Below are 22,259 nucleotides of genomic sequence, written 5' to 3' on the forward strand. Positions count from 1 at the left end.
ATGTATGAAGATGTTGGTCGTTGAAGACAATTCAAATGATGCTTTGTTATTACGTTTGGCCTTGAAACGAAAAACCCTGGGACCACCGGTTGCGGTGGTGGATGGAGCGGCTGAAGCAATAGATTACCTGCTGGGGCATAATGGGTATGGGGAACGAAGGAGATTTCCTTTGCCTGAGCTGATCCTGCTCGATTGGAAATTGCCAGGCATGCAGGGTTGGGAGTTTTTGGAATGGTTGCGGGCTCAGCCTCGCTATCGCGCGCTCCCTGTAACCGTCATGAGCGGTTCCGAGGATGCAATCGAGATGCAAAAGGCTTACGAATATGGAGCTAATTTCTGGGTGGGGAAACCGCAGAGCATGAAGGAGTTGGCCGCCGTCGTCCAAAAAATTCATGCGTTCTGGGCTGATACCACCAGTCTGCCGCCGGTAATTGCTCACAACTATCCTTCGTTCCCGGCTGCCAGATAGTAAAAAGAGATGCAGGAGACGATGAAACAAATCGAAGCACACCTCATGCATCGAGACTACCATCCCGCTTCATGCTCCGGGAACCGGCCGGAAATGAAGCGGGAACGACGGGGCTGAGGGTGTAAAACTTTTCCGAATAACAGGTTTATCTCGTTCCCTTTAGACGCAAATCGTAAGCGGGGTGACCAAAATGAAGAATAATGTCCGCTTGCAATCCCCGTGACTCGAGCAGGAATTCAGCGGCACGCGGCACGTGTCCGAAATCGATTGCTTCTTCCGGATCGGATGTCCAGGAGTCTGAACCACTGAAGTAAAGTTCAGTTTGACAGTCCTGAACCAGAACCTTCATTTGCAGGGGCATCCTGAAAGCTTGAAACAAGGATGCTTGCTGACGCAAATCTTTTTGCTTCTTTGCTGGTAACACAATCATGTAGTTGTTTTCTGCCTCATTAGGCAATCGGAGGAGCGACCCCTATGGCGCCAAGAAAGATATGATTTCGCCCTGATTGCGAAAAGTACGGAGCCGCAATACGGATGCAGCAACTTGTAAAGGATTTATTGGCTTATGGACAGCTCACGCTTGTGGAAATTGTTTCAGAACGGGTTGATTTGGATCTTCAGGTTGCAATTGTTTTGAAGGAGTTGGAAGGCGAGATGAAATCCAGGCAGGCCAAAGTGGTTGTCGAAAGCTCTCTGCCTGAAGTCCAGGGCAGCATCTCGCAGATCGGCCAGGGTCTGACTAATTTATTAACCAACGCTCTAAAGTTCATTCCGCCCGGCGCAAACCCTCACGTACGGATATACTCGGAAAGCATTGGGAGTAGACTGCGGCTTTGAGTGGAGGATAATGGAATAGGCATCTCTCCGGCACAGCAAACACGAATTTTTCAGGTGTTCGAGCATCTGGATAATGTCTCCTCGCCTTACGAAGGAACTGGTATTGGACTCGCCATTGTGCGCAAGGCTATGGAACGCATGGACGGCCAGGTGGGGGTGGAATCCAAACCGGGTGCCGGCAGCCGATTTTGGATCGAACTGCCTAAACTTGTCGCAAACAATAAATAAGTGGCGGCTGAGCAAAACACTTCACACTATTTTGTTGGGCGAATGGAATCGATGGTATTTTTGGCGGAGGCGAGTACGGTCCGGAGTTGGGCTAACTGATCCATTGAAAGGAATACTCTTGTCTTAAGCAGGCGATTACTTTGGGCCGTTGCCTGAATGTTGCCTTGGCGTTTGCTGGTGTAAGTCGCTATCGTGAAATCACCACGCGTGGTGAAGGTTGCGGCAAAGGTGGGCAGGGTAGTGACGGAATAGTCGATTTTGCTGATGTAATCTATGGCCCCAATCAGCGGTTCGATCTCATCGTAATCAATGGTGGTGGAATCCTGCTGTTGTTCACTCAGGGAAACCTTGATCGCGAGACCGTACTCCTTCTTGTTGGCGACAGGATCCGTTGATTCCTTGCATTGAATCAGGACGCTTCCTATTTTTCCAGGAATGGTGCCCATGTCCGACGTGGCTTTGATGCGGATGACTCCAATCTGAGTATCAAAAGCCTCAATCCGTGTTTTAGGAGTGTTGGTGCCAGTGTCTTGAGCGTGGATGTTAAACGAGAGCAAAGAACAGACGAGTAATGTTAGTATGGTGGTATTGAAGTTAGGCATGATGAATTTCCTCCGATAGCTGAATGCAGTCATTTGATGAAACAGACTCTGAATTGTGTTTCCGTATTCAAGTCCCGTTCACAGCCTTTGCAGTGAGTGTGCAAGTCTGTATCGAGCGGGCTTGAATTACCTAACACCTGGGGAGCAGATTGGTTTCTCTGGATTTATGGGTTTTATTATCGCAAGTCGGTAAATCTTGGCGTCTTTGGATGAAGATTTTCTACCAAACGTGGATTTGAAGAGCGGAACGCTGACTTACACCGTGGTAATGGGAGAGGTGCTGGGAAACTATGAAGTAGCGCCGGAAGCGGAAAAGCAGGAGACGTTGACCCAGTGATGACGCCTGTGCGAAAAAGAAAAGCTGCAACCCGTAATGGCCGCAGCGTGTTGATAATCGTTGAAAGCATTCAGGACCGATTTATCGCTTTGCTGCCTGCTTGGCGGTTGTGGCCTGCTGCTTTTTCTGATTGGCTGAATTTGTCTTTGCCAACTTTTGTGATGCCTGTTTGTTTACTGACTTCGGTGATTTGTCGCCCATAATTGGTCTTTCAATTGTCGGTTTACTTACCTGCGGCATGGAAGTTTCTCCGAAGGTGGCCGCAAGGTAGGCTGTAATGGCCCGGGTGTAAACTACAGAAGCGCAAAGGCCAATCGGACGTGGCTCAATTATGGTTGATGGAACTTCGGCGGGATTGCGGCTGAAGCTGTCGAATCGGAACGTCTCTGAGTAATTTTGATGATGATAAAAACCAGAGCCACCGCGCCCGCCAACATCACGCTCATAACGAACATGATCGCCAAAATCAAAATGATCTCGGCTCCGCCCAGATTAAAGAATCCCAGCATTGGATGTGTCATGGCTTTCCTTTCCTTCTGATAATCCCGCCCGTTACCAAGAGGACCCTAACCTTTCCATTAAATGTGGCAAGCGGGAATGATCAGGCAGTTTTGACCACCATGGTTAAGTTTAACGCTAATACACCGGGTAGGATACTGAATGAAAAATTGAAAGTAGCAGGGGGCGCAAGACGACCAATGCCAGCGTAACCAGAAAAAGAATCAACAGGACCAGCCCGCCATTCTGTTTTTCCTGCGCGAGTGAACGGGGAACTGGCGGCCTGGAACTCAAGGCATCGGAATTCCGATGACGATGGAAGGTGTTTTTGGCTCCGCATCGGGGACAGGTGGAGGCGCGGCTGATGATTCGCGTGCCGCATTCCGAACAATTCACAATGGTCATACGTCTCTTACTCCTTGTTCATTTTTGCAGAAGGGCATTACTTGCCGAGCCTCTCTGCTGAAAACAGTCTGCCTAAACTACAAATGAAGTGCAATCATTTTCTGAAGGAGGATCACAGAAAATAGTGGGGCAAATCCGCTCCGCTGGCAGACCTCGCTTCTTTCTGGCCAGGGAATCTGGATTTGTGGATGATAAGATTATTGATTAAAAAATGAGAAAAGGCACGGACAGATCGGGGGCGATATTCTCGGATTGCGAGAATTACAGGTATTCGCTCTGGCGAATCTGGGATGACGACCGGCCATATGTGGCTTTTATTGGCCTGAATCCATCCACGGCGGACGAATTGAAGGATGATCCGACGGTGGCACGGTGTCGTCGATATGCCGAGGCGTGGAATTACGGCGGCATGTATATGTTGAACCTGTTTGCGTTTCGGGCAACACAGCCGGAAGTGATGAAAGGGGCGAAGGATCCGGTCGGGAGGGATAATGATAAGCGAATAATGTCGGTGGTGAAGGAAGCCGGACTGGTGATGGCGATTTGGGGGAACCATGGGGCTCACCGCAACAGGAGCGTGGAGGTGATGGGATGGCTGAAGAATTTGAACTGTTTGAAGGTGAACAAATCTGGAGAGCCGTGTCATCCGCTCTACCTGAAAAAAAATCTCAAGCCAAAACCCTTTGCAGGCGTCCAACGTTTAAAAGCCCGGGTTCCAGCTTGATGAATACTCCTCTCATATATGTGCGGCGCAGAAATGCCCGGAGGTATATTCTGCGGGTGGATGATGAAGCTAATGTGCGGGTGACAATTCCGCGTGGAGGCTCATTGGAATATGCAAAGAAATTTGCCGCCGGTCACGCCGAATGGATTGCAGAGCAGATCACGAAACGCCTGGATCGTGTGGCCGTGCGGAACTCGGAAAAGAGTGTGCTGTTTCGCGGTGAGAGCATTCCCCTGGTGATCGAGGGGAATACCGTGTGTTTTGGAGATCAAACATTCTCAATGGCGGAGGGAGAGGATTTGCGCCGGCGAATTCGAGCCAGGCTCTTTGAATTGGCCCGGACGGAGTTGCCGGGGAAGGTTTTGGAATTAGCGGCGCAATACGGATTAAGTGTAAAGCGAATTTCAATTCGGGACCAGCGGTCGCGGTGGGGTTCCTGTTCAACGCGCGGCAATATCGCCCTGAACTATCGCCTGGTGCAAACACCAGGGTTCGTGCGTGATTACGTGATTGTCCACGAGTTGATGCACCTGCGCGAGATGAACCACTCGAGTCGCTTTTGGAAACTGGTCCATGATGCATTTCCTCGCACACAAGAGGCAAGGGATTGGCTGCGCAAGAACGGGAGATTGTTGGCGCATTGAAGCCTTAGGCGAGCATGTGCCAGATCAAATGGCTATCCCGTGCTTCGCCTGGGAATCCAGTGGAATACCACGTCCGAAGCTTCAACGATCCAACGCGAGCATTGATCGCCAGGAAAGCCTGCCCATTCAATTTCGTGAATCAAGTGACCGAGTGGCGAAAGGCGGAATTCATCAAACAGCCAGTCACCTTGACCTCGTTTGCAGGTGGGACTGGTTAGCATGTAGCTGAACACTCGTGGATATAACAACTCGATGTAACCATCGTGATAAGCAGCAAGGAGTCTGATGCGAAAGGAAGTGACGCGCTTTTCGTTGCGGTCGCCCAAGGCCGGTTCGGAAATCGTAATGTTCTCCAACCAACCATCGTGAAGACATCGATGGTCACCGGGATCATAATACCAATCAGCGGTGGCCAATGCAAAGGCACCGGCCGGAAATTTGCTCTTATTTTGGTGGAGGTATTCCCGGTACTGTCCAAAGGCGACAGAGCAATCTTTGGCAGTCCGTCTCTGTGCTGAAAGAATAAAGGACATAGTGCTGCAAACGTTTCAATTGTTTCTATCATTAAGAGAACGTTTGAGCAATAATGCGGTGCGGTGAAGTGACTGTCGTTCTACAGATGGTGTGCTTGCGGTTGCGGAAGTGGCGTGCGCTCCAACTCCGTAAGTTCGCGGATTTTGGCAATGGCCGGCACTGGTTGCTCGGCTCTTAATGGTGGTTCAAGCGAAAGAACTGATTCGAGCCAGTGACGAAGTTTGTGAGGGAATTTTGATTATTTACCAGCGCAGGTGTGTCTGTAACAGCAATCCATGTATCGGTTGGAAGCATGGTGGCGGTTTCCAAAATATACCCTGCCCAGTTGGGCCACTGCAAAACGAGTCGACCCGTTTGGTAATCGCCCTTCAGCGTTGGCACCGATTGATTTAAATAAATGGAAACACCAGAACTGGCGGCGATCAAGAGATCTGGTTGATTGTCTCCGTTTACATCCGCAACGATGATTCTGTTAACGGGAGGCGGGGCGAAAGCATTGGTTTCCGCGAGAAAGGAACCGTCGCCTTTGCCCAGTAGAATACCCCGGGCCGATGTGGAGGTGATGCTGTTATGGACCATGACGAGGTCAAGATTGCCGTCACCATTCAAATCCCCTGCAGCCATGGGCCGTGGATCAGCCAAAACCTGAGTTGTAATCGCTGTTCCAAAAGTCCCGTCGCCATTGCCAAAAAGCAGCCCAATTGAATTCTCACCGGGATTCGTAGCGGCGATGTCCGGTTTTCCATCATTGTTAAAATCGCCCACTACCGCACAGATCGGATAACCCTTGGTAGAGTAATTAGTGCCAAAACTAAAAGAGCCGTCGCCGTTTCCCAATAGCACACTTATGGAGTCTCCACCTGACCCATTTGCCGTTACAATATCCAGTATTCCATCATTGTTGAGATCAGCCAGCGTGATCGTGATCGGCCCCATGTTGGCGGTTGAATGGGTTGGAAAGTTTGTTGGTGAACCAAACGTACCGTTTCCGTTATTGAGCAATACTGTAACTACATTGGAACCTAATATCCCGACCGCGATATCCAACTTATGATCTCCGTTAAAGTCTCCTAAAGAAACAGACGATAGGATCAGGGCATTGTTCGTGAAAATACCATAGTCGATGGCGGGAGCGAATGTGGCATTATTCACGTTGGTAAACACGGAAATCACTCCTCTCCATGTTGCGACAATATCTGGTTTGCCGTCCCCATTCAAATCGCCTGCCGCGATGGAGAAGGGCTGATTGGGCAGCGCATAATTTGAAGAAATACCGAATGACCCGTTTCCCGAATTCGTGAAAACACTCATTAGATTTGGAAGTCGGGTCACCGAGGCGAAATCCATTTTGCCGTCGCCATCAAAGTCGTTGACGGCCACATCTGAGGCGTTCAATGCCCCATAAGGAACCGGCGAAGCAAATTTAACTGGTGGAACGGCATGGGCCATGGTGGGGCTTAAAGAGGCTAACATTGCCATTCCGTACCAAGCGCTGATGGCTGATAATTGCAGGACTTTCATATATAAAATAGATATGGATTTCTCTCCCAATATATTTCGAGCTTGTTGCTTGCCTATCGAACGTAAAATAACCTCTGATCTGGGGGTAACAAGCAAATTCTGAGTGGAAAAAACCATATTTGTAGTCGGTCAAACCTATCAACGTCATTCGGAGATGCAAAGAAATTCTAAACCCAGCGTTTCGATCGTCCATCGCAAGGAAGGATTGCGCTGCTACCGATGCTGTGCTTGCGGTTGCGGAAGTGGCGTGCGCTCAAGCTCGGTGAGTTCGTGAATTTTGGCAAGAGCCGGACGCTCATTGACGGCGAGGAGGAATTGCCAGGCGGCGAGGACGCGTCGATAAAACAAGGTGCGGGCGGCCGCGATATCTTCGCTCAGCAGCGGCGTGGAGAGATCAGGTGAAAGTGTTGAAGCGTGGGCGAGCTCAGGCATCGAATTCATCAGTTTTGTGGCGGCGGCCTGAATGTTGGTATCCGTTGATGTGAAGGCCCAGATCACGATTTGGCTGCGCCGCTCGGCACCCCAGCGAACAATGGCTTCGGCTTTGGCTGGATTGAGTGTTTGTGGATCGCTGTAACCGGAGTTCCAGAACACTTCATCCTGCAGCGCTGCCGCCCCACGGAACGAAAAGTAGTTGCTTCCCTGGTCTTCCCGGCTGAGAAGATATTTTTCAAACTCCAGTGCGGCTGGAGGGAGGTTGGTGATCCGGTTGGATTCCACGGCTTGTTTCCAGGCGGGACGAATCGTGTCGGTGTAGAGCTTGCGTCTTTCCGCAGGTGCGCCACCGCCTCCGCGTCTCTTGGATGGCGTTTGCCTTGCTTGCGGAGCGGACTGCGGCCGGCGGCGATTGGGTGTCTGCTTGTCGACATTGGCAGGATCGATGGCCGCTTCCAACTCCTTCCGCGTGCCAGCCACCAGCAGGGTTCTCAAACCGAAATTTTGCTCCGTCATGCGGTTGATGAAACGGTTAAATTGGGCCTGGCGTTCGCGAAATGCCGGATCTGAAATCTTCGGCGTCGCACCATCCAGAGCGCGCTGGTAGGCCGCAACCTGTTTCCTTACCTTGGTGGTAAGGTTTGGTTCCTTGGCGAGACGTGTTTCGATGAGGTTGGCCCAACGTTCGAGGTATTGCTCCGACGTGGAGTAAGGCTTGTCGATGGTGTTGTCGACGAGGGTCGCTGCGATGTGGGCATCGGAGAACGAGTGGAGAGCTTTGGTGGTTGGTTTCGAATTGAACAAATTGATGCCCAGTAGATTTTCGGGAACGAACCGCTCATAACCAGCCCACTTGTCGGGATCGGGGTCAGGATCGCAACCGGCTGCAGGGGACATTTCATCCGTGGCGGTAAAGCCGGCAACTGCTGGAAAAGCGGGTTGATTCTTCGGTGCGGCATAGTCCGGCATCACGGTAAACCATTTGGGATTTGGTGTGGGAGTGCGTGGAAACGCGAGGTAGTGAAAGCCACCTGAATGGCATTGGGTCATGCAAAACACAATGCGGCCCCTGCCAATGCCGCCAGCCAGGGTGCGGCGAAATTCTGTCACACTAAGCGATTCATCACGGCTATAACGCCACCCATGCTCGCTCGCTCCATCCGGCGACAAACTCCAAAGGGCGATGATGCTTTCCGGATTCTTCCCATGCGTGCGCGAACCATGGTCGCCGACGAAAAGATACAAGGTGCCGCCATTGGCGACTGCGGGAAGAATTTCATCGCGAAAGGTTCGGAGGATGAGATCGTGACGAGCGGGTAAATTGCGGGGAAGTGAACCAGGAATCCACGAGTCGAGGAGCAAGCCATCGCGATTCCTCTGGCGATGGACGTCGCCGAAGACCGGCTGCTGACCTTCAACATTGCCCGCGCCGAAGAATGTCCAGACGGAATTTGAAGGATAGTTCTGTTGGAAGAAGGCAGTAATTGTTTTGGCCTGTAAATACTGTGAGTAGTTATTATCAAAAGGTGTGTCACCGCCCGAGAGCATCACGAAGACGTCGCGGGCGAAAAGAGGTGCGCTGAAAAAGGCGAGGCACGCGAGCAGCAGGATTATGGTGCGCGCTCCTTGACTGACGTGACCTTGGGTTCGGGCCATGCAGGAAATTCGTGGGTAATCGGTCTGGATGCAAGTCTGTTCTTGGTAGGAAATCGGTTTCAAAGGGCAAGCGGCAAAAAGCTGTCTATAAACCTTTAGCGTTGGAACGCTTATTGGTTTCATTTAAGCACCAAACGTGGAGTGAAAATCAGTGCTGATGAATTTTGGTTGGCGATTGAGCGAACATGGTCTACGTTCTGTCACAATTGCATGTGGTTAAATTGGGTTATGCACAATTCCATGGTTGATATTTCCAAGAGACTTTCCAAATTGACGTTCACTTTTTTCATTGCTGCCACCTGCGCGGCTTCGGCCTGGGCGCAAAAGGTGCCAGTAACGGAGGTCACCCTTGATAATGGGATGAAACTGCTAATGGTTGAGCGACACGATGAGCCTTCCATTTCCGGCGGTTGGGTGGCGCATGTCGGCGCCTCGAACGAGCGGCCCGGGATTACCGGGATCGCGCACCTGTTCGAACACATGATGTTTAAAGGGACGCCCACGATCGGGACAAAGGATTATAAGAAGGATCAGCAGATTATTGCCGAGCAGGAAGAGGTACGCAACGAGATGCGTAAGGAGGAGGCAAAGATTCGCGCAGCCTATCGACGCGGTGAGATCGATGATTTGACGAAGCCGGAAAACCAGACACCGCATTGGAAGGGATTGAACAGGAAGTTCAACGAGTTGATAGCCCAGCAGCGCGACATCCTGGTGAAGAATGAATTCGACCAGGTTTATACCAAGGAGGGTGGCACGGGGATGAATGCGTTTACGTCGGAAGATATGACGGCGTATTTCATCACTGTACCGGCGAACAAGATGCAGTTGTGGATGTGGATGGAATCGGAACGAATTTTTCATCCGGTTTTCCGGGAGTTTTATGCCGAGCGCGATGTGGTCTTCGAGGAACGGCGGATGCGGACGGATTCGACTCCCCTGGGCAAGTTCACTGAGGAGAGCGAGGCAATGTTTTGGGAATCATCACCTTATCATTGGCCAGTGGTGGGGTGGCCGTCAGACATTCCCTCAATTTCGAAAGCCCAGGCCGATGAGTTCTATGGCCTCTTCTATGCTCCGCAGAATCTCACACTGATTCTGGTGGGTGACTTCAAAACGAACGATGTGGTACTGCTGGCGAAGAAATATTTCGAGCGGATTCCGCGCGGAAAGAAAGATCCGCCGGATGTAGTGACCCAGGAAGTGCCGCAGGCGGCGGAAAAGCGGATGTACGCCGAGGCGGAGACCAATCCACAGGTGGACATCAACTGGCACACTGTACCATTTGGACACAAGGATAGTTACCCCTTGGAGGTCTTGGCCCAGATTTTATCCACCCGTACGGGACGTTTATACAAAGGACTGGTGTTGGGCTCACAAGTGGCGACGGAAACTTACGCGGCGCAGGATTCGCGCAAGTGGGCGGGGTTGTTCAACGCCGGGGGCGAGGCCCGCGATGGGAAAACCCCTGAAGAAGTGGAGCAGGGGATTTACACGGAAATGGAGAAATTAAAGAAAGAGGAAGTTCCCGCCGAGGAATTGCAGAAGGTAAAGAATAACTTTGCGGCCAGTGAGTATCGGCGGTTGACCGCGAACATGCCTATCCTCATGCACCTGATTCAGAATGAGGGAGAGGGTGATTGGCGTGAGATCAATGAGGCCGGTAAAAAAATTCAACTGGTGACAGCGGCTGATGTCAAGCGTGTGGCGAACAAGTACTTTACAAAGGAAAACCGGATGGTGGGAATTTATACGCGTAAGGGAAGTTCTTCAAAGCAGGAGGGAAACAATGAAGGTAAATAAGAGCTGTGTTGGGTTCGTGAGGATTGCCATTGCTTTGGGACTGCTGGCAGGCGCGGAGCAAGTCACAACAGCGCAGAATTCTGCCGATGGAAAGAGTGCCGGAATTCCTGCAAGGCCGGAGCTATTAAAGTTCCCGCCATTGAAGTATGAACCTCCAGTGGCTGCAAAATACCGTGTGCAGTTGAAGAGTGGACCGGTGGCTTACGTCGTCCCGGACAAGGAATTGCCGCTCGTTAATATTGTGGTGTATGTCCATACGGGAAATTATCTGGTGCCCAAGGGCAAGGAAGGGTTGGGTGAATTGACCGGCTACCTGATCGCCCGCGGTGGCACAAAAAACATGGCTGCAGAAGCGTTGGAAGAGCGATTGGCGCTATTGGCTGCACAGTTAAATTCGGGGATCGGTGACAACCAGGGGAGCGTGAGTCTTAACTTGCTTTCAAAGGATCTGGACGAAGGCATGGGCATTCTGCGCGATGTCCTCACCGAGCCCCGGTTTCAGGATAACAAAATTGCGTTGCGAAAGCAGCAAGAGCTTCAGGCGATGAAGCAGCGTAACGATGAGTCTGAAGCAATTGAAGCCCGCGAGGCTGGCTTCCTGGCGACAGGCGAAAGCTTCTGGGCAAACCAGTATTCCACCGCTGCCTCGTTGGAAGGAATAACACGCACCGATATTGAGGATTTTCATAAGAAATGGTTTTTCCCAAGTAATTTCGTCGTGGCGGCCAGCGGGGATTTTGATCGCGATGCGATGATCCAGAAATTGGAAAAGCTTTTTGCAAACTGGCCCTATCAAGGCGAGAAGCCACCGGCCATTCCCACCAACACCGTTTTTGCCAAACCTGGAGTTTACCTGGTGAACAAGGACGTGAATCAAGGCCGCGTGTCGATGATGCTGCCCGGCATCCTGCGGGACAATCCGGATTATTTCAGCGTTCTCATCATGAATGACATTCTTGGCGGCGGCGGTTTCACCTCACGCATCATGAACAGTGTCCGCTCTGATGAAGGTCTGGCTTACTCGGCTTATTCAAGCTTTCCTGGCGGTGTGTATTATCCATCCACTTTCAGTTCAGGGTTTCAATCGAAGTCACGTACGGTGGCCTATGCGAGTTCGATAGTATTGCGCGAAATCAAAAAGATGACTGATACGCCGCCAACCGATCCGGAACTGAGCATTTCGAAAAGCGGCTTTATCGATCGCTTTCCCCATCAGTTCGCGACGAAGGGACAGGTTGCAAACATTTTCGCACAGGATGAGTTCACCGGACGGTATGCCAAGGACCCCACGTTCTGGGAAAAATTTCGTGACCGCATCAACGCCGTCACGGCCGGTGACGCGCAACGGGTGGCACAGAAGTATCTAAAGTCGGACCAGATGGTAATTCTCGTCGTGGGACAGAAAGACGACATCATGCTGTCATTGCCCGATCACCCGATGACGCTAAAGCAACTCACTGCGGGCCCGGTAACCGAAGTGCCCTTGCGCGATCCGCTCACAATGAAGCCGATTTCCGATGCGCAAAAACCGGCAGCTCAGTAGTAAAAGAACTCGCAGACTTATCCGGCCCGGAGCTTTCGTAGCGCACGACTTCGCCAGATCACATAAATGGCTGGATAGATCAGCAGCTCCAGCATTGCTGAGGTGATCACACCACCGATCATGGGGGCGGCAATTCGTTTCATTACATCAGCTCCAGCCTGAGTAGCCGGTGACCACATGATCGGGAGCAATCCAAACAGGATGGCGCACACAGTCATGACCTTGGGACGAATACGCTGAACAGCACCTTCCCGGACTGCTTCTTCCAAATCCTTAACTGATTTCATTCGCCCGGTGGCCTTGAATTTTTCCCAGGCCTGATCAAGATATAGCAACATCACCACTCCGGTCTCCGCATCCAGCCCGGCCAGCGCTATTAAACCCACCCAGACTGCGACACTCATATTGTAGCCCAGGAGATAGACGAGGAGGAACGCACCCACGAGTGAGAAGGGGACAGCCAAAAGAACGATCAGTGTTTTTACCAGGGATTTTGTGTTGAGGTAGATGAGCACAAAGATGATCAACGCAGTAAAAGGGATCACAATCATCAGTCGCTTTTCGGCGCTCTGCAGATATTCAAACTGTCCACCCCATTGAAAGTAAAATCCTGGCGGAAATTTTACCTGCTCATTTATTCTCCGGCTCGCCTGTTGGACGTATCCACTAATGTCGTCCGTGGTTATATCCACGAAGACAAAACCAACCAACTGCCCATTCTCATTGCGAATGGATGGCGGACCCGTCTTGTAACTGATATCAGCCAGCATTGAAATGGGGATGTGCGAAATTATTTGGCTTTTGACATTGCCTTCTTTGGATGCGGTGGCAGTGGTGGGAATGGGAACCAGGACGCGCTTTAAAGCGTCAAGATCTTCGCGGAAATCACGCGCGTAGCGCACATTCACCGGGTAACGCTCACGTCCTTCCACAGTGGTCGTAATAGTCTTGCCTCCAATCGCCGTCTCGATGATGTCATTCACCTCACCGACAGTCAGTCCATAACGTGCGGCTGCCTCCCGATTCACGATGAAGTCAAGGAAGTAGCCGCCTGTCGTTCTCTCTGCGAAGGCGCTGCGAGTATCAGGAAAATTTGCCAGGGCTCTTTCAATCTGCACTCCGAGCTTTTGAATTTCCCCGAGGTCTGGTCCAAAGACCTTGATCCCCAACACCGAACGAAACCCCGTGGTGAGCATTTCGGTCCTCGTTTGGATGGGCATCCAAATAATGTTCGCCATGCCTGGCGTTTTAATTTGATTTATCTGCTCCACGATCTTCTCCCAGGTCATTCCCGCACGCCACTGGCTGGCGGGCTTCAGGGTTATCACGGTTTCGAACATCGACAGTGGAGCTGGATCGGTCGGGGTATCCGCTTGACCCGCCTTGCCAAAGACAGTGTCCACCTCCGGTATTTCCTTCAGTCTACGGTCCTGGATCTGCAGAATCCTCGTTGCTTCCCCGATGGAAATTCCGGGAACGGCTGTGGGCATGTAAAGGATGGTTCCCTCGTTTAGAGGCGGCATAAACTCCTTGCCGAATTTGTAGAAGGGAATCGGGTTTCCCAGCAGTAGATTCGCCAGGGGCACAAGCGTTCCAACAAATACCACGATGCCAGCGCCGACGATTACCGACCAACGAAACCGAAGTACGAAATGAACGAAAGGTTGATAAATCCAAATAAGAAAGCGGTTGATGGGGTTTTTCGCTTCAGGGGCAATTCTGCCCCGGACCAGCAACACCATCAGCACCGGAGCGAGAGTCAGGGAAATAAATGAGGCGAAAAACATGGCGAAAGTTTTTGTAAACGCGAGCGGCCGGAACAATCGGCCTTCCTGACCCGTCAACGAAAATACGGGAAGAAAACTCACCGTGATTACGAGTAGGGAGAAGAAAAGCGGTCTTCCAACACTTTTCGCTGCCGCAATGATCGCTACAACGCGCTCCCGAGAATCAGGTTCACGACCGTGTTCATCGCGAAAATGCTCAAGTTGCTTATGCGCATTCTCGATCATGATAATGGCAGCATCCACCATGGCACCCACAGCGATGGCGATGCCTCCCAGGGACATGATGTTTGAAGTAAGTCCCAGGTAATACATCGGCAGAAATGAAAGAATGATGGCCACAGGGAGTGTGATAATGGCGACCAGGGCAGAGCGCACATGCCAGAGAAATACCAGGCAGACGAGCGCAACAATGATGCTTTCCTCCAATAGCTTTTCCCTGAGCGTTGCAATCGAACGATTGATAAGATCGCTGCGATCATACGTGGTGACAACTTCGACTCCCTCGGGCAGTGATGACTTGAGTTCTGCTAATTTTCTTTTTACATCCTGTATGACGGTCAAGGCGTTCTGCCCGTAGCGCATTACTACAATGCCGCCCACCACTTCACCCTGGCCATTCAATTCGGCTACTCCGCGTCTCAAATCCGGACCCAGGTGAACCTTGCCGACATTCCTAATGTAAACCGGCGTCCCCTGTGAGGTTTTTAAAGGGATATTTTCAATATCCTCAACGCTCTTGATATAGCCGCGTCCACGCACGTAATATTCCGTGGAGGCAACTTCGAAAATCTTTCCACCAACATCATTGTTCGACTTACGGATGCGGTCGATGATGTCACCGATCTGGATGCCATAAGCAACTAGCTTGTTTGGGTCCAGATCAACCTGATACTGTTTAACGAAACCTCCAACGGGCGCAATTTCTGCCACCCCTTTTACTGATTCCAAGGCGTAACGCAAATGCCAGTCCTGAAAGGAGCGCAGATCGGCCAGTGAATGTTTTCCACTTTTGTCTACCAACGCATACTCGTAAACCCAGCCCACACCCGTCGCGTCCGGACCAATCACCGGGTTCACTCCCTCGGGCAACATGCCACGGACTGCATTCAAATACTCGATGACCCGTGAGCGAGCCCAATAAATGTCGGTTCCATCCTCAAAAATCACGTAAACGAAGGACTTGCCGAACATCGATTCGCCGCGAACAAATTTGACTTTGGGAGCGGCGATGAACCGCGTGGAAATGGGATAGGTAATCTGGTCTTCCACCAGGTCGGGTGAACGTCCCTCCCAATCCGTATAGACAATCACTTGCACGTCACTCAAATCCGGTACTGCATCCAGCGGAGTCCTCAGCAAACCCCAGGTGCCTCCGGCAACGGCGATGATTGTTAAAATAATGACCAGGAATTTATTGCGCGCGCTGGCCTCGATTATCCTTTCGAGCAAACCTTCGCGTGTTCTGGATTCTTCGGGGAGAGAGCTGCTTGGTTTATGTTCCATGTGGTTGCGGGTTCAGCGATGTTTCACCACGATTTCAGCGCACCTTGCACTTTGGCTTCAGCGTCGATCAGGAAGTTTGCGCTATTTACCACTCTGTCCCCGTCCTTCAATCCGGCTTTAACCAGGTAATCGGAATTGAACTTCCCGCCCAGTTCGACCTGGCGCGGTTCCAATTTGCCCTCTCCTTTATCCACGAAGACGATGTTTCGCTGACCGGTCGGCATGATTGCGGTAACCGGAACGGTCAGCCCTTCTCCCAAGTCTACCGCGAGTTCCGCATTTACATACATGTCCGGCCTCAATTTCATCTTTGTGTTTTCAATTTGCAGCCTCACTCGTGCAGTGCGGGTCGCCTCGTTCACGAACGGATCAACCACACTGATTCTGCCGCTAAAAGTTTCGCCTGGGAGCGAGGCGCTCGTAACGGTTACGGGCTGGCCTGTTTTTAATAGGGGAATGTCATCCTGATAAAACTCTGCCCACACCCAAACACTCGAGAGGTCCGCCACGTCCACGAGATGATCTCCCATGCTGACCCGCCTTCCCTGGTCCACAACCAGGTCCTGCACTACTCCTTTGAAAGGCGAGTAAAGCATCAACGCCTCGCATGGCTGTCGCGACTTTTCGATCTCAACGATTTGGTTGGTGGTGATGTTCCAAAGTTGGAGCCTCCGTTCCGCTGACGCGATCAGTCTCTCTGAACTCGCAAACGTTGTTTGTGAGCCTGACTTCTGCGCCTGGTCCCGCATGCGCAGCAAGTCCAGCAGTTCCTGCTGGGTCGTGAGCAAGTCTGGACTGTAAATGCTCAGGAGCGGCTGACCTTTGTCCACCACCTCACCGCGCGAGGAGACGTAAAGCTTTTGAACATAGCCATCGACGCGGGCCACAAAATCCCAATGATGCTGCTTATCGTAGGCCACGGTTCCCACGGTTCGAATTGTGCGCTGCAATGGCTTGTTTGTGGCAACTGCATACGTGACGCCGATCGACTGTTGACGCTCCATGGGGATTGCAAACTCCTGCATTGACCTGTAACTGGAATCAGCGTTTGTGGCCGCAATCTGATCCCTTTGCCCCGCTGCCGGTTCGGCCAACATCCGTGCATGCTCATGGCCTGCCTGATCCATCGTTGACTGATTTGTTTGTCCCTTTTTCAGGACCGGTATCAGATTCATGCCGCAGATGGGGCACTTGGCATCTGGATCGAGCAGGTGGACCGAGGGATGCATGCTGCAGGTGTAGTAATCGACATTGCCCGGTTTAGATTCTTTTCGTGGAGAGCACGAAGTCACGAAAAGTATGAAGCCAGTGAGCAGCAGCAATGCTGCGCCCCACCTCGTAATTGGTAAGTCTCTGCGAATTATCCTGCAAAATGGTTTGAAATTATTCATGGTAATCCGTGGGGTAAGCGTTCGTGTTGCCGGTGGAAAGTGATGGATCAACTCCTATCAAGGCTTCCAATTCGGCGCGGGCCGATAGATAATCATACAAGTGAGTCCAATACATGGATTCCGAATCTTCCAGCGTGCGCTGTGCTTCGATGAGATTCAAAAAGCTTGCTTTGTCAGTTTCGTAGCTCAGCCGCGTGGCAGTGACGGTTTGTTCAGCCAGTGGGATGATTTTGGTATGAAAAAGCTCGGTGTGGTGATGGAAGGTTTCGATGCGTTTTAATTGATCTCTCAGGCGACCAAGCGTTTCTGTTCGAAGAGAGTCCAACTCTTGCTCGGAGCTTTCCAAAAGTTTCTGTTTTTCCCGAATGGCTGCCGAGTACTTTTTATGGTTGAACCAGGGAAGATTAAAGCTGAAGCCAACGACTACTTCGCTGATTGCCTGGGAAGCCTCGTTATACTGGCTTGCTTCGACCCGCAGGCTTGGTTCAGGAATCCAGCCTCTTTTTGCGATTTCCACCTGCGCCTGGGCCGCTTCAATCTTCTTTGCTGCGATCAGCAGTTCGGGTCGATGCTTCAATGCCAGCTCATTCAGAGTTTGTGGCGACCAATCTGTGGATGCAAAAGTGATATTCGCCGGCTGGGGCAGGGGAGAGTGAGCTGGCCGATTCATGAGGACATTGAGCTCCGTTTCCGCCTCGGAAATCTGCCGCTCGAAATCAAACTTGTTTTCTTCCAGTTTACCCAACTCTGTCTCTGCATTCAGAACGTCGGATTGCGGTCTATTTCCGACTTCGTATTTGTTACGGGTGATTTCCGCATACTGTTTCAGCAGGGCGGCATTCTTCCGATTCAGCGCCAACTGTTTGTAAGCATTGGCCAGCCGGTAAAAAGCAGTTTTCGCCCTGGCTATGAGATCCAGTTCCTTTCGCGTGGAGTCCGCCAGGGCTGAAGCGACATCGGTCTCTGCGATTTTCGTCTGAAGCCGGTTTATTCCGGCGAGAGGAAGCGTCTGCTCTGCCGCATACTTATAATCTGTAAATGAATTTGGCGGAACAGACACGAATCGGCCTGCGGTGGCATCCACTCCCACCCGGGGATCCTGCCATGCTCTCGCCTGGGGAATCCGCTCCTGCATCGCTTCCCAGCGGGCATGTGCCGCTTTGAGCGACGGATTATTACTCAGGACCTGGCTGACGACCTGCTCGATTGAAAGCCGATGGGCAGCATCCGGGACGATTTCATGGTTGGTTTCTTGTGCGGCCATTCCTTGCCATGGAAACAAGGCCAGCAGGGCAAAAATTAAATTACTTTTAAAATTCATGGATTCCTTTCATCACGCTGAGAACAATTCCGGACGGTAAAGTGCCGGGATTCAGGCCGAAATGGCCAATGCGAGTACGTTATGAGCCCGATGCGGGCACACTACGTGCGTGAAGAAGGAATCAGATCAGATAGATGCAGTCCCGTTTGTGAAGAGGGACGACCTGGGCTTGGAGAGGCGCAAAGGAAGAGGCGCGGGAATGGATCGAGGCAGGCGCAGGTGCCAGTGCAATGACCTTGGCGAGCACCGCCAGCAGGAATTGAGACTGGAAATTCTGAGAAACGGGCTGCGCTGGAGATGCCGGTTGCGAAATGGGAGCGGCGTTGCGAACGCAGCACGGCAATTTGCAACCGGAGCAGTCACATTTCGGGGAAGCTGAAATTGCCGATCGAGCTGCAGAAACACCCTGGGTCAGTGCCATCAGCATACTGAGCAAAATGATCAGGGTGATTTTCATGGGGTAAACTAAATTGTTTACTTCTTGGCGCTCTTTTCCGCGTCATCAATCTTCTTCAGATATTTTGCGGGTTCTTTGTTGAAATCTTTGAGGCACGATTTACAGCAAAGCCTAACTTCACGTCCCGGGTCATTTTTATTATTCTTATCCTTGTAAGTGAAAATATAGGGATCACCCATGTCGCCGCCGAGTTTCTCATCGGAAACAACGCAAGTCTTTAAAGGATAGCTCTTGGAATCCTTCTTGGCATCCGCTGCCGGTCCGCTGGATGTAGTAATTAAAATTCCACCGAGTGCCGCTGTTAAAAGAGTTAATTTGAATGCTTTCATGTCGTTGGTCTTTCGAATGTCCTCATATTATACGATAAATCGCAAGAATGCATTCAAATTTCCAACGTAAAATTCCCCCGGATTTTACCTTCGCAAGAGCATAAAGTTAAGGCACTTGCGAAGCTATAATTCGATAATACTGGTTCAAAGAGCTGCCGGAAGGCGCGAACCACTCAGTTTCTGGAAACTTACCCGGGACGTTGCCTATCCGGTTAAGCGAATCCACGTTGGTCCCGCCCCATACCTGATAACTGTAATTCGCATTGCCCGGCCAGCTTAGCCTGATGATGTTCGAACTCCACTTTGCGAGCGACATGGTGAAAGGAATGTCAGCTGCCAGGGGATTCGTCCCCATGATTTGTTCCCGCATATTGTTATAGCCATCCTTGTCCGGATCATCCTTAGGACCATAAGCCAGAGTACCAAAGTGTGCCATTTCCCAATCATCATCCAATCCATCGTGGTCGCTGTCATTGATGGGCACTCCGTCAATGATGAGACCTGCGCTAAGAACGCTGCCAGTTGCCCCAGGCGATTCATCAGTGATGTAAAGTGTCCAGGTACCCGCACTACTCTCGAAGAAGTGATGCGTGGAATAATAAGTCCAATCCACCGGACCAGGATTCTCATCCCTGTTATAGCGTTGAAGGATACTACGGGTACCCTGTGGTGAAACCAATGTGATTCGCAAATCGCCGCGCAAAGGATGGTCAGTTTTTATCCGCACCCCCACGTGTTCGCAGAGCAGGGTTTCGGTTACGTTGAAACTGTAGTTTGTGGAGTTGAGACTGATCTGTCCCAGGACAGTTGGATTCGTCTTTATGATACCGATCAAATTCTGTCCATCGGTTCGTCCGATGAAAACTGCAGGAATCGGAACAAAGTCCGTGGCCGCCATGGCGCAAAGGGTGTCTCCACCACTGCAATTTGAGTTTGTGGAGTAAGCTGGATCATAATTATAAACGACGGCAAACGCCGCGCCAGCCTTGGCAGCCTGGCCAATGGAGAGGGAGAATGGCAGGGGGGAAGATCTTGTGCTGCGTTCAATCAAAACACCCTTGTTCGTAAAATTCCCGGAAAGAATAATGCTTTGTCCAATGTCCACCAATGGGAGGTTAAGGGTTGGGGCATCAGCGTGCGGTCCGATGCTGGGCAAGGCCATAATGGACGTTAATGTTGCCGGGATGTTTGTGCCGGAAATGAGCACTCGTAATCCGGCATCCGGAATTTCGCACTGATTAGTGGCGACGACCGTTACATGGCTGAGTGGCGGTCGACTGATCCAATTACGAGCCAGGTTCACGGCCACACCTGCATCCGGAATGCCAAAGCCGAGATTGTGACTCACCGCAAAGCCAGCCCCGTTGGTTCGCAGATCCGGATCTGCAAAGTCGAAATGGCGAGCTGATAAAATTAAAATCTGCTGAACATCCCTATAGGTAAGATTTGTGTTGGCTGATAAAATCAGGGCTGCGACTCCCGCAATCTGAGGGGCTGATGCAGAGGTGCCGTAAAAACCCGACTCCGGAACGCCGGTGGCTGGATATACATAGTCCCATAAATCAGCATTAGGGGGGCCGTTGCTTACGGCATTCGCCCCGCCTAGTCCCAAAAGATCGGTGGTAAACAAGCCTTGTTCATTGTTGGATGGGTCGCCGCTCGGGGCTGCCAGCAAAATCGAAGCACCGAATTCGCTATAACTGGCTACCCTGCCGCCTATGCGTACTGCACTCACGGCGATGACTTGAGGATTCGAAGGATAACCATCGTCATCAGTGCTGGCCTGAATTTGACGATCGTTGCCGGCCGAACGCACCATCACAATACCCTTGCCATTGCGTCCAAAGGTGACTGCATTGGAGATCCCGATTTCCTGGAGCGGGCCAATTCCTTGCTGGGTTTCCAATCCATCAATGCCCCAACTATGATTTTGAACACTTACTTTGTTTGACTCGTACTGGTACATGTCCATCAGTTGTTCATCAGTTACCAGTAACAAGTTGGTGTTCTGGATTACCCAGCTGGCTAATCGTGCCTTTGGTGCCACCCCAGCCACACCAATGGAGTTATTAGCCTCTGCCAATGCGAGGCCCGCCACTTCAGTGCCGTGCGCCCAATAGAGGGAACTGCCAAATGGCGTGACGTTTGTGCTGCCATTTGAGAAATTGAAATGTGGTGCTCCGGTGGCGCGATTGACGAGCTCAGGATGGTTTAACTCGATTCCACAATCCCCCACTGCGATCGTGACGCCCTCCCCACTGGAATAAGGCCAGGCGGCGCGAACATTAAGATCCACTCCGGCGGATGTTCCGTCACCATTCCGGTGTTCCAAGTTCCATTGATAAAAAATGTATTGATCATTCGGCTGCGTTGCATAAGTCCCATTATGACTAACTGGAACTTGCATCACGGGATAAGCAGCTTGAACCTCCGGCAATCCTGCAAGGTAATGCGCCTCCTGAGCTGCGGTGATGGCATCGGGTGCCTGGAGGATAAAAAGGTTCGTGGCCACTGAACGCGAAAGTTGCAGGGGGTGGCTTGGGTAAGTCTCTGAGGTCCTCGCCATTTTTGAGTTGAAGGACCACTCGACTTCCCAGTTCAACAAAGTTGGTGGAACCATCTGCGGCCATGCCTTCACCCAGGCTTTAGGCGCGCTCTTCAGGGAGAAGCGTGATACTTCCCCCTCATCCAGTTGCAACGCCATGCTTTGCGGCCTCTTGAATTGAAAGTGGTTGGTTTGAGCACATACTTCTAATGCAGTTTGCCCGAGGAAACTAATTAGAAAAATGTTGCAATAAATCACCCTGGCGATACGTCTCATTTGGAGTTGACTTTAGCAAGCGCCGATTGAGTGACAACCTTTATCTTTTATCTGATTTCGCCGCAGATTCATTACTGAGTATGAGTGGATACGGAAGACATAGGATTGCAACGCGTTGCGCTACAGTGTAATAATTCAAGCTATTGACCCAATTGAACCGAGATCAATTATGAAAAAGTCGCTTTTTATCGTGGCAGTAATGACCTGTTTTGGAACCTGGCATTCACAGGCTGAAACCAAGGTCGATTTCGCCAAGGACATCCAGCCCATTCTTCAACAGAACTGCGTCAAATGCCACGGCCCGGAAAAACAGAAAGGCGACCTGCGTCTCGATTCCAAGGCCGATGCGATGAAAGGCGGCAAGGATGGCGTGGTGATTGTTGCCGGGCAGGCGGACAAAAGCGATTTGTATAA

22 protein-coding genes are annotated in these 22,259 nt (G+C 51.3%); 9 read left to right on the forward strand and 13 right to left on the reverse strand.

Going from position 1 to position 22,259, the window contains the following annotated elements; all coding sequences use genetic code 11:
* Window positions 1–4 precede the first annotated feature (4 nt).
* The gene (locus CFLAV_RS09565) at window positions 5–469 is read left to right on the forward strand and encodes a response regulator (RefSeq protein ID WP_007414496.1); all 465 of its coding nucleotides are present in this window, start codon (window positions 5–7) and stop codon (window positions 467–469) included.
* Between the two features lie 145 nt (window positions 470–614).
* On the opposite strand, the gene CFLAV_RS09570 is transcribed toward CFLAV_RS09565, so the two are convergent.
* The gene (locus CFLAV_RS09570) at window positions 615–899 is read right to left on the reverse strand and encodes a hypothetical protein (RefSeq protein ID WP_007414497.1); all 285 of its coding nucleotides are present in this window, start codon (window positions 897–899) and stop codon (window positions 615–617) included.
* A 104-nt stretch (window positions 900–1,003) separates the two neighbouring features.
* Here CFLAV_RS09570 and CFLAV_RS09575 point away from each other — a divergent pair, with 104 nt between their 5' ends.
* A complete protein-coding gene (locus CFLAV_RS09575) occupies window positions 1,004–1,306 on the forward strand; it encodes a hypothetical protein (RefSeq protein ID WP_007414498.1) in 303 nt (100 codons plus the stop codon).
* A complete protein-coding gene (locus CFLAV_RS09580; protein ID WP_007414499.1) occupies window positions 1,307–1,534 on the forward strand; it encodes an ATP-binding protein in 228 nt (75 codons plus the stop codon).
* Between the two features lie 26 nt (window positions 1,535–1,560).
* On the opposite strand, the gene CFLAV_RS09585 is transcribed toward CFLAV_RS09580, so the two are convergent.
* A complete protein-coding gene (locus tag CFLAV_RS09585; RefSeq protein ID WP_150107342.1) occupies window positions 1,561–2,136 on the reverse strand; it encodes a hypothetical protein in 576 nt (191 codons plus the stop codon).
* 196 nt (window positions 2,137–2,332) lie between these two features.
* Here CFLAV_RS09585 and CFLAV_RS35495 point away from each other — a divergent pair, with 196 nt between their 5' ends.
* Window positions 2,333–2,473, forward strand: coding sequence for a hypothetical protein (locus tag CFLAV_RS35495; RefSeq protein WP_160164544.1), 141 nt, complete (start codon window positions 2,333–2,335; stop codon window positions 2,471–2,473).
* A 329-nt stretch (window positions 2,474–2,802) separates the two neighbouring features.
* Here CFLAV_RS35495 and CFLAV_RS09590 read toward each other — a convergent pair whose 3' ends face one another.
* The gene (locus tag CFLAV_RS09590; RefSeq protein WP_007414502.1) at window positions 2,803–2,994 is read right to left on the reverse strand and encodes a hypothetical protein; all 192 of its coding nucleotides are present in this window, start codon (window positions 2,992–2,994) and stop codon (window positions 2,803–2,805) included.
* A gap of 115 nt (window positions 2,995–3,109) precedes the next feature.
* Window positions 3,110–3,376: a hypothetical protein gene (locus CFLAV_RS09595; protein WP_007414503.1), complete on the reverse strand. Its 267-nt coding sequence runs from the start codon at window positions 3,374–3,376 to the stop codon at window positions 3,110–3,112.
* Window positions 3,377–3,587: 211 nt separating this feature from the next.
* Between CFLAV_RS09595 and CFLAV_RS09600 the strand changes: the two genes are divergently transcribed.
* On the forward strand, window positions 3,588–4,100 hold the full coding sequence (locus CFLAV_RS09600) for a DUF1643 domain-containing protein (RefSeq protein WP_007414504.1): 513 nt from the start codon (window positions 3,588–3,590) through the stop codon (window positions 4,098–4,100).
* Window positions 4,100–4,744, forward strand: a complete 645-nt coding sequence (locus CFLAV_RS09605; protein WP_007414505.1) for a M48 family metallopeptidase — start codon at window positions 4,100–4,102, stop codon at window positions 4,742–4,744. Before CFLAV_RS09600 ends, CFLAV_RS09605 begins: the two co-directional genes overlap by 1 nt.
* Before the next feature lie 32 nt (window positions 4,745–4,776).
* Here CFLAV_RS09605 and CFLAV_RS09610 read toward each other — a convergent pair whose 3' ends face one another.
* The 3 genes from CFLAV_RS09610 to CFLAV_RS09620 all read right to left on the reverse strand — a co-directional run bounded on the left by CFLAV_RS09610 (window position 4,777) and on the right by CFLAV_RS09620 (window position 8,890).
* On the reverse strand, window positions 4,777–5,277 hold the full coding sequence (locus CFLAV_RS09610; RefSeq protein ID WP_007414506.1) for a hypothetical protein: 501 nt from the start codon (window positions 5,275–5,277) through the stop codon (window positions 4,777–4,779).
* A 175-nt stretch (window positions 5,278–5,452) separates the two neighbouring features.
* The gene (locus CFLAV_RS09615) at window positions 5,453–6,799 is read right to left on the reverse strand and encodes an FG-GAP repeat domain-containing protein (RefSeq protein WP_160164545.1); all 1,347 of its coding nucleotides are present in this window, start codon (window positions 6,797–6,799) and stop codon (window positions 5,453–5,455) included.
* A 213-nt stretch (window positions 6,800–7,012) separates the two neighbouring features.
* A complete protein-coding gene (locus tag CFLAV_RS09620) occupies window positions 7,013–8,890 on the reverse strand; it encodes a hypothetical protein (RefSeq protein WP_040547744.1) in 1,878 nt (625 codons plus the stop codon).
* 228 nt (window positions 8,891–9,118) lie between these two features.
* Here CFLAV_RS09620 and CFLAV_RS09625 point away from each other — a divergent pair, with 228 nt between their 5' ends.
* Window positions 9,119–10,693 (forward strand): M16 family metallopeptidase, encoded by a 1,575-nt coding sequence (locus CFLAV_RS09625; protein WP_050785675.1) that lies wholly within the window; start codon window positions 9,119–9,121, stop codon window positions 10,691–10,693.
* Window positions 10,680–12,236 carry a M16 family metallopeptidase gene (locus CFLAV_RS09630; protein WP_007414510.1) on the forward strand — a complete coding sequence of 519 codons (1,557 nt, stop codon included), beginning with the start codon at window positions 10,680–10,682 and terminating at the stop codon, window positions 12,234–12,236. Before CFLAV_RS09625 ends, CFLAV_RS09630 begins: the two co-directional genes overlap by 14 nt.
* Before the next feature lie 17 nt (window positions 12,237–12,253).
* On the opposite strand, the gene CFLAV_RS09635 is transcribed toward CFLAV_RS09630, so the two are convergent.
* The 6 genes from CFLAV_RS09635 to CFLAV_RS09660 form a co-directional block, all read right to left on the reverse strand.
* The gene (locus tag CFLAV_RS09635) at window positions 12,254–15,526 is read right to left on the reverse strand and encodes an efflux RND transporter permease subunit (RefSeq protein ID WP_007414511.1); all 3,273 of its coding nucleotides are present in this window, start codon (window positions 15,524–15,526) and stop codon (window positions 12,254–12,256) included.
* Between the two features lie 23 nt (window positions 15,527–15,549).
* On the reverse strand, window positions 15,550–16,917 hold the full coding sequence (locus CFLAV_RS09640; RefSeq protein WP_007414512.1) for an efflux RND transporter periplasmic adaptor subunit: 1,368 nt from the start codon (window positions 16,915–16,917) through the stop codon (window positions 15,550–15,552).
* Window positions 16,910–18,238, reverse strand: a complete 1,329-nt coding sequence (locus tag CFLAV_RS09645; protein ID WP_007414513.1) for a TolC family protein — start codon at window positions 18,236–18,238, stop codon at window positions 16,910–16,912. Before CFLAV_RS09645 ends, CFLAV_RS09640 begins: the two co-directional genes overlap by 8 nt.
* 121 nt (window positions 18,239–18,359) lie before the next feature.
* A complete protein-coding gene (locus tag CFLAV_RS09650; RefSeq protein WP_007414514.1) occupies window positions 18,360–18,695 on the reverse strand; it encodes a hypothetical protein in 336 nt (111 codons plus the stop codon).
* A 17-nt stretch (window positions 18,696–18,712) separates the two neighbouring features.
* Entirely contained in the window at window positions 18,713–19,024 is a 312-nt protein-coding gene (locus CFLAV_RS09655; protein ID WP_007414515.1) for a hypothetical protein, read from the reverse strand.
* A 106-nt stretch (window positions 19,025–19,130) separates the two neighbouring features.
* Complete coding sequence (locus tag CFLAV_RS09660; RefSeq protein ID WP_040547746.1) at window positions 19,131–21,728, reverse strand: S8 family serine peptidase; 2,598 nt, start codon at window positions 21,726–21,728, stop codon at window positions 19,131–19,133.
* Between the two features lie 286 nt (window positions 21,729–22,014).
* Between CFLAV_RS09660 and CFLAV_RS09665 the strand changes: the two genes are divergently transcribed.
* The coding region (locus tag CFLAV_RS09665; RefSeq protein ID WP_007414517.1) for a c-type cytochrome domain-containing protein at window positions 22,015–22,259 on the forward strand (245 nt) is incomplete at its 3' end.

Origin of the sequence: Pedosphaera parvula Ellin514 (assembly GCF_000172555.1) — a bacterium.
Taxonomy (GTDB): Bacteria; Verrucomicrobiota; Verrucomicrobiia; order Limisphaerales; family Pedosphaeraceae; genus Pedosphaera.

Bases quoted from the DNA above. Each gene is read 5' to 3' on its own strand.
- CFLAV_RS09565 (WP_007414496.1), top strand. From the start codon at position 5: ATGAAGATGTTGGTCGTTGAAGACAATTCAAATGATGCTTTGTTATTA.
- CFLAV_RS09570 (WP_007414497.1), bottom strand. From the start codon at position 899: ATGATTGTGTTACCAGCAAAGAAGCAAAAAGATTTGCGTCAGCAAGCA.
- CFLAV_RS09575 (WP_007414498.1), top strand. From the start codon at position 1,004: ATGCAGCAACTTGTAAAGGATTTATTGGCTTATGGACAGCTCACGCTT.
- CFLAV_RS09585 (WP_150107342.1), bottom strand. From the start codon at position 2,136: ATGCCTAACTTCAATACCACCATACTAACATTACTCGTCTGTTCTTTG.
- CFLAV_RS09590 (WP_007414502.1), bottom strand. From the start codon at position 2,994: ATGACACATCCAATGCTGGGATTCTTTAATCTGGGCGGAGCCGAGATC.
- CFLAV_RS09595 (WP_007414503.1), bottom strand. From the start codon at position 3,376: ATGACCATTGTGAATTGTTCGGAATGCGGCACGCGAATCATCAGCCGC.
- CFLAV_RS09600 (WP_007414504.1), top strand. From the start codon at position 3,588: ATGAGAAAAGGCACGGACAGATCGGGGGCGATATTCTCGGATTGCGAG.
- CFLAV_RS09605 (WP_007414505.1), top strand. From the start codon at position 4,100: ATGAATACTCCTCTCATATATGTGCGGCGCAGAAATGCCCGGAGGTAT.
- CFLAV_RS09610 (WP_007414506.1), bottom strand. From the start codon at position 5,277: ATGTCCTTTATTCTTTCAGCACAGAGACGGACTGCCAAAGATTGCTCT.
- CFLAV_RS09615 (WP_160164545.1), bottom strand. From the start codon at position 6,799: ATGAAAGTCCTGCAATTATCAGCCATCAGCGCTTGGTACGGAATGGCA.
- CFLAV_RS09620 (WP_040547744.1), bottom strand. From the start codon at position 8,890: ATGGCCCGAACCCAAGGTCACGTCAGTCAAGGAGCGCGCACCATAATC.
- CFLAV_RS09625 (WP_050785675.1), top strand. From the start codon at position 9,119: ATGCACAATTCCATGGTTGATATTTCCAAGAGACTTTCCAAATTGACG.
- CFLAV_RS09630 (WP_007414510.1), top strand. From the start codon at position 10,680: ATGAAGGTAAATAAGAGCTGTGTTGGGTTCGTGAGGATTGCCATTGCT.
- CFLAV_RS09635 (WP_007414511.1), bottom strand. From the start codon at position 15,526: ATGGAACATAAACCAAGCAGCTCTCTCCCCGAAGAATCCAGAACACGC.
- CFLAV_RS09640 (WP_007414512.1), bottom strand. From the start codon at position 16,917: ATGAATAATTTCAAACCATTTTGCAGGATAATTCGCAGAGACTTACCA.
- CFLAV_RS09645 (WP_007414513.1), bottom strand. From the start codon at position 18,238: ATGAATTTTAAAAGTAATTTAATTTTTGCCCTGCTGGCCTTGTTTCCA.
- CFLAV_RS09650 (WP_007414514.1), bottom strand. From the start codon at position 18,695: ATGAAAATCACCCTGATCATTTTGCTCAGTATGCTGATGGCACTGACC.
- CFLAV_RS09655 (WP_007414515.1), bottom strand. From the start codon at position 19,024: ATGAAAGCATTCAAATTAACTCTTTTAACAGCGGCACTCGGTGGAATT.
- CFLAV_RS09660 (WP_040547746.1), bottom strand. From the start codon at position 21,728: ATGGCGTTGCAACTGGATGAGGGGGAAGTATCACGCTTCTCCCTGAAG.